1 pseudogene is annotated in these 281 nt (G+C 33.5%); it reads right to left on the reverse strand.

The features are described from left to right. Positions 1-213: pseudogene (locus AAEY79_RS14565) on the reverse strand (hypothetical protein); the annotation flags it as partial. Positions 214-281: the final 68 nt, after the last annotated feature.

Genomic DNA, 281 nt, shown 5'->3' on the forward strand with positions numbered 1-281 from the left:
GCCTAAATCTTGCTGTAAGTAAGCAGCAAAATCCGTCGCTTGTTGTTCAAGTTGCTGATAAGTAATGCTGACATCCATATTAATGAACGCAGTATTATTTGCATACAACTTGGTATAAATTAAGAATAAATCTGCCAAAGAATTATATTTATCAGGATCTATTTCAAACTCAACCCCTGGCGGATAACTCTTTTCAAGCCAAATCTTTTCCATAATATTTTTCCCCAAATGTTACGTTATTAGTGGCTAGCAAATACTCTAGCAGCTATGTTTATTATTAT

Source organism: Psychrobacter sp. GW64-MNA-CIBAN-0177 (genome assembly GCF_040309585.1).
Taxonomy (GTDB): Bacteria; Pseudomonadota; Gammaproteobacteria; order Pseudomonadales; family Moraxellaceae; genus Psychrobacter; species Psychrobacter okhotskensis.